Here is a 4,286-nt window from a genome sequence, read left to right as displayed (position 1 = left end):
CTACATGGAGTATGACTATGAAGAATGATAAAAAATTTGAAACAACTTTATCTGATATTATTGTGAAATGGGAGTCTTTATCGACGTCTCAAAAGCAAGCGATATTGGATAAAGTAGAAAATTCTACAGATTCTGCTCATTCAACAGAACATTTAAGGCTTCAATCTTCTTTTTATCTCCAGACGAAATCAAAGTTATGAGTTTTAAATCTTCATCGGAAATGTTGAAACCAGTTATTACATATATGGCACTAGCATTTCCCAGTGTATTCAAAATAGCCATGAGTTTATCTACAGAAGGCCTCTTGCCTCCATTTATCATTTGTTGGACGTAATTTTGTCCACAGCCTGCAGCTCTGCTTATTTCAATCATTGTTCGTCCGTCACTTTTTATCAATTCAACTAAGCGTTGGAACCAATCTTTTTCAGTCTTTGTCATTTTTAGACCTTTACATATTTACGCTATAGCGTTAATATTGCGTTGCGAATCCAGAATATATGATACAAGGAGCGTGAAAATATCCATGTGTAGCTCTTCGCTAAGGAAGCATATAGAGTTGTTTTTAACTAATAACAAAATGTCCCCATACACTTTCAGATTCGAATCAATAAAAATGGTTGCTTAGTTCCACGGTTGTGAAAAAGTAAATGTGTATACCAGAAAGGGCGATACACACTCGTATGTTTATGAGATTTCACTATGATAGTATACGTAGCAGCATTATAAATCAAGATATACCCCAACATCAGAATTTGTAAAAAAAATTCTGCGTTGAGGTAGTGTGTGAATATAACAAAGCTTTAGAGCCTTAAGAGATAGGATAATGGCTGTAGAAAAAATGTAAATTGCATAGACAAAGAATACTGATTTCTTCTTTATTGTAATAAATTAGATCACTATCAGATGGTATATCGTATATATGCGTAAAAAAATGGGAAATATTAAAAAAGTGATCTTGGATATTTTATTAAACAGGAAGGTAATCTGATCCACAAAGGTGGTTGTTTGGTAGAATTGCACATTCGATCAATGCCCTTATGGGGGTGAATGTGTTTTTATGATGCTGCGGTTTATAATGAAGTCTGTGTTTATAATGATATTGTTATTTATAACAATGCATTAACATATGGTTGTTTAGTCGTTCGTACGAGTTCGCATGTTTATGAAAAATAAGAACTTTATCGTTATTTAAATATGAGTGGAGATGCATATGTTTATGCTAATGCGGTCTTTTTTGATCAAGTTTTGAATGCTCAATGTATTGAACTTTGTGGTGATACTCGTGATTGTAGAAAGGCTCGAGTTTATAATGATGCTTTAGTTTGTGGTGATGTAAAGATTTGTGGGAAGGCAAAATTTTACAGAAATGCTGTGCTTTGTGACACTGAAGATTTTTGTAATAATGAAAAACTTTCATATATAGCCGCATTCCACATGGCGTAAAAAAGGAAGATAGGAACGATTTGGGCAAGGCTTGTATGATTGGATTGCGTCGTTAGTTTTATTTGACGTTCCTTATTTTTTGTATTTTGTGTCAATAAATGTGTCGCAAATAATTGGTGTGAGTGTAGATTTAGCCGCTTTCAGAGATTTTTTTGCGTCATTTATCAATGCTTTAATGGAGAAAATAAGAACGCCGAGAGTGACTGTTCACACTTGGAACATGCGATTTATTGCATTCTTTTTTTGATTGAGGATGAAACAAATTGATCAAGATGATCACTTGAGCGACAATTAAGGGAGATCCAAATGAGTGTAAACGAAATTTTATTGGGAGCAATGGTTGTTGTTTTGTTATGCAGCGGGGTTATATTTCGGTTTTCTTTATATTATCGCAGTCAAGTGAAAATTTTAAAAGAGGAATCTAGAAGAATAAAGCATGAGTTTTTAAGAGATTCTATGAAGATGACTGAAGAACGAGATAGGGCTATTAGAGAGCAAAGTATGGTGATTAAAAGACGTGACCAAGCAATTGAAAAACTGAAAAAACAAATTAAGCAATATGAAAAAAATGAAAAGAAATATAAAAAAATGCTTAAATCTGAAGATGATAAAGAGTGATTGTATTCATATTTTGCATTAAAGGGTTTGGAAATGTGTTAGGAATATTGGAATGACGAGAGAGATAAACTTTAATGAAGCCAATTATGGTGCTGATGGAGAGATTGTATTGGAAGAGATATTCAGGTTTACTCTGATTTTATGACAACATTTAATTTTATAAGACAGAGCGTCGTTGATCATAAAATAAGAATTTATGATGATAAACTAGTTTATAGGTAGGCTGGTTATTAAAAAGCGTGTCTATACAATCCAGAAATTTTATATTATTGCTGGAAACAATTTTGCGCGTTCCTTTTAGATGTAAGGTATAAATGCCACGATAGTTTCAGCTAATAGGTATAAAAAATTGCATGATAATAGAAAGAAAGAGATATTTGCTTTTTATGAAGATGAAATCGGTAAGTCAGTTATGGTTATCAGATACAGAAGAGGAATATGAACGTAAAAGATATTAATATCTTGGAGAGTAAATATATTTCATCATTGATGATTTATCTTCTCTTCATGTTTGTTTATTTTTTATGAAAAATACAAAACTTAAGAGATTTTCTTTTTGATAAAGGCTATAGAGATTTGAGTATGATTAAAAATAAACATATAATCTGTAAGAATATGACTGTTATTTGTGAGTGTTAGAAATAATACAAGAACTTTCTCTCATTGAGGGGAAATCCATCACTTTTCATTTGTCACAAAAGTAACTACCATACCATTATACAAAATAAACGCTTGTTTTAATGGTAAAGAACGTTAGGACTGTAGTTCTCTAATAAGAGCCTTATGTGTAATTTCTTTTATTTGCTCAATATTGATTAGGATATCTTGTTTTGTTGGGTAACCTTTACTAGAAAAAGCAATTTTTTGTGCATCTCCTGAGATTAAACGCCAGTACCATTGATTGTGAACTCCTTGAAACACCTCAAAATACATGCTTCCCACCTCATAAAATAGCTGATAATTTTCAGGATAAATATTTAACTAATCCGCTTGTAAACATTAATCTATGTCTCTCTAGGAAGTCGTCAATATATGCCCCTTAAATTTTCTGACCTTAAAAAATAATTTCTATGAGAGCTATTATTCTTTTAACAAGAAAAAAATTATTGTCAATAAGATATGAATGAGAATTTTATACTATAAAATTATTTTTTTTAATTTAATGACACTATACTTTTATTTACAACGCAAATATTTTTTCTGTCGTTATAGAAACAAAGTTTATAAATTATATAAAATTTCACCAGCACGGATAAAGTAAAAAACACTTTTCTCCATACTGGTAGAGTTTAATCATTTCTTGTTTTTCTTTTTAAATAGACGTTTATTGATTAGCTATAACCTCTTTTTGGGATACGCTTCGAATGAGTAAATCAATGAATAAGCTAAGGGTATAAGAATTGGCCATTTTAGCTTTCATATCAATAAGAGAGGTTGTAGTTTTAGGGTTAAAACCATTTGATAAACCTTGTCTTGACAAATATTGCTGCAATTTTTCATAAGAACTGTCGATTTTTTCTTGATTTAGTTTTTCGTTACGATCACTATCGGAAAGTGTTTCTTCCAGTCCCTCGATTTTTTTAATAAAATAATTCCAGTCAAAATCACCTTTTGTATATTCGGTGTCAAACATTTTTCCTTGTCCAGTTAAAAGCCAATTAATATTGACACCATATAACGTGCGGTATGTTTGTAAGACACTAAGATTGGGTTCTCTCTCTCCACGCTCATAAAAAGCAATGGAATTTTTTGTCATGCTAAAACTTTTAGCTAAGGTTTCACGTGATGGATCGCCTAAAGCAAGACGTACATAACGTAAACGTTTTCCAAATATGGTTTTTGATTCAGTTTCAGGACGTGCCACGAATTATCTCCCTCGGTAAATCATCATGGTATAAATCATTAAATAATAAAAGCACACTATGTATTAATATTCTATGATATAATGTCAATATTATAGCTTTAATTTCTTGTTATTTTTTTATTTTCGTAGATAGAAAGCAATCTTTCATTTATTGTATTGACAATTGATATTTACTTCAAAACAAAATTCCTTGTTGCTACATTTGTCTCTTGCTTTTTTTTGAGAGAATTTTCATGTAACCTTACCATATATATTCTATACACCCCTGCATTAATAGATGCAACTTTAAAGAGATGCAAGCTTTGGATTTATACTGTGTGTGCTGTAGTTGAATTAGAAAATAAACTTTGAGGAATGATCA

6 protein-coding genes are annotated in these 4,286 nt (G+C 31.1%); 3 read left to right on the top strand and 3 right to left on the bottom strand.

Annotation, left to right across the window (positions count from 1 at the left end; translation table 11 throughout):
* Positions 1-17: 17 nt before the first annotated feature.
* Complete coding sequence (locus ACFIO3_RS09350; RefSeq protein ID WP_273790801.1) at positions 18-200, top strand: hypothetical protein; 183 nt, start codon at positions 18-20, stop codon at positions 198-200.
* On the opposite strand, the gene ACFIO3_RS09345 is transcribed toward ACFIO3_RS09350, so the two are convergent.
* On the bottom strand, positions 124-438 hold the full coding sequence (locus ACFIO3_RS09345; RefSeq protein ID WP_007347852.1) for a helix-turn-helix domain-containing protein: 315 nt from the start codon (positions 436-438) through the stop codon (positions 124-126). The genes ACFIO3_RS09350 and ACFIO3_RS09345 overlap by 77 nt on opposite strands.
* A gap of 609 nt (positions 439-1,047) precedes the next feature.
* On the opposite strand from ACFIO3_RS09345, the gene ACFIO3_RS09340 reads away from it, so the two are divergent.
* Positions 1,048-1,173 (top strand): hypothetical protein, encoded by a 126-nt coding sequence (locus tag ACFIO3_RS09340; RefSeq protein WP_375606949.1) that lies wholly within the window; start codon positions 1,048-1,050, stop codon positions 1,171-1,173.
* 576 nt (positions 1,174-1,749) lie between these two features.
* Positions 1,750-2,061, top strand: a complete 312-nt coding sequence (locus ACFIO3_RS09335) for a hypothetical protein (RefSeq protein WP_273790799.1) — start codon at positions 1,750-1,752, stop codon at positions 2,059-2,061.
* Positions 2,062-2,814: 753 nt separating this feature from the next.
* Here ACFIO3_RS09335 and ACFIO3_RS09330 read toward each other — a convergent pair.
* Both ACFIO3_RS09330 and ACFIO3_RS09325 read right to left on the bottom strand, forming a co-directional pair.
* Positions 2,815-2,994: a DUF1508 domain-containing protein gene (locus ACFIO3_RS09330; RefSeq protein ID WP_142416545.1), complete on the bottom strand. Its 180-nt coding sequence runs from the start codon at positions 2,992-2,994 to the stop codon at positions 2,815-2,817.
* A gap of 391 nt (positions 2,995-3,385) precedes the next feature.
* A complete protein-coding gene (locus ACFIO3_RS09325) occupies positions 3,386-3,925 on the bottom strand; it encodes a helix-turn-helix domain-containing protein (RefSeq protein ID WP_375606950.1) in 540 nt (179 codons plus the stop codon).
* Between the last annotated feature and the right edge of the window lie 361 nt (positions 3,926-4,286).

This window comes from Bartonella sp. AD328YNZD (assembly GCF_042196425.1).
This window is presented reverse-complemented; position numbering and strand designations above follow the sequence as displayed.

Excerpts from the sequence above, each read along its gene's own strand:
- ACFIO3_RS09350 (WP_273790801.1), top strand. The coding sequence starts at position 18 with ATGAAGAATGATAAAAAATTTGAAACAACTTTATCTGATATTATTGTG.
- ACFIO3_RS09345 (WP_007347852.1), bottom strand. The coding sequence starts at position 438 with ATGACAAAGACTGAAAAAGATTGGTTCCAACGCTTAGTTGAATTGATA.
- ACFIO3_RS09340 (WP_375606949.1), top strand. The coding sequence starts at position 1,048 with ATGTGTTTTTATGATGCTGCGGTTTATAATGAAGTCTGTGTTTATAAT.
- ACFIO3_RS09335 (WP_273790799.1), top strand. The coding sequence starts at position 1,750 with ATGAGTGTAAACGAAATTTTATTGGGAGCAATGGTTGTTGTTTTGTTA.
- ACFIO3_RS09330 (WP_142416545.1), bottom strand. The coding sequence starts at position 2,994 with ATGTATTTTGAGGTGTTTCAAGGAGTTCACAATCAATGGTACTGGCGT.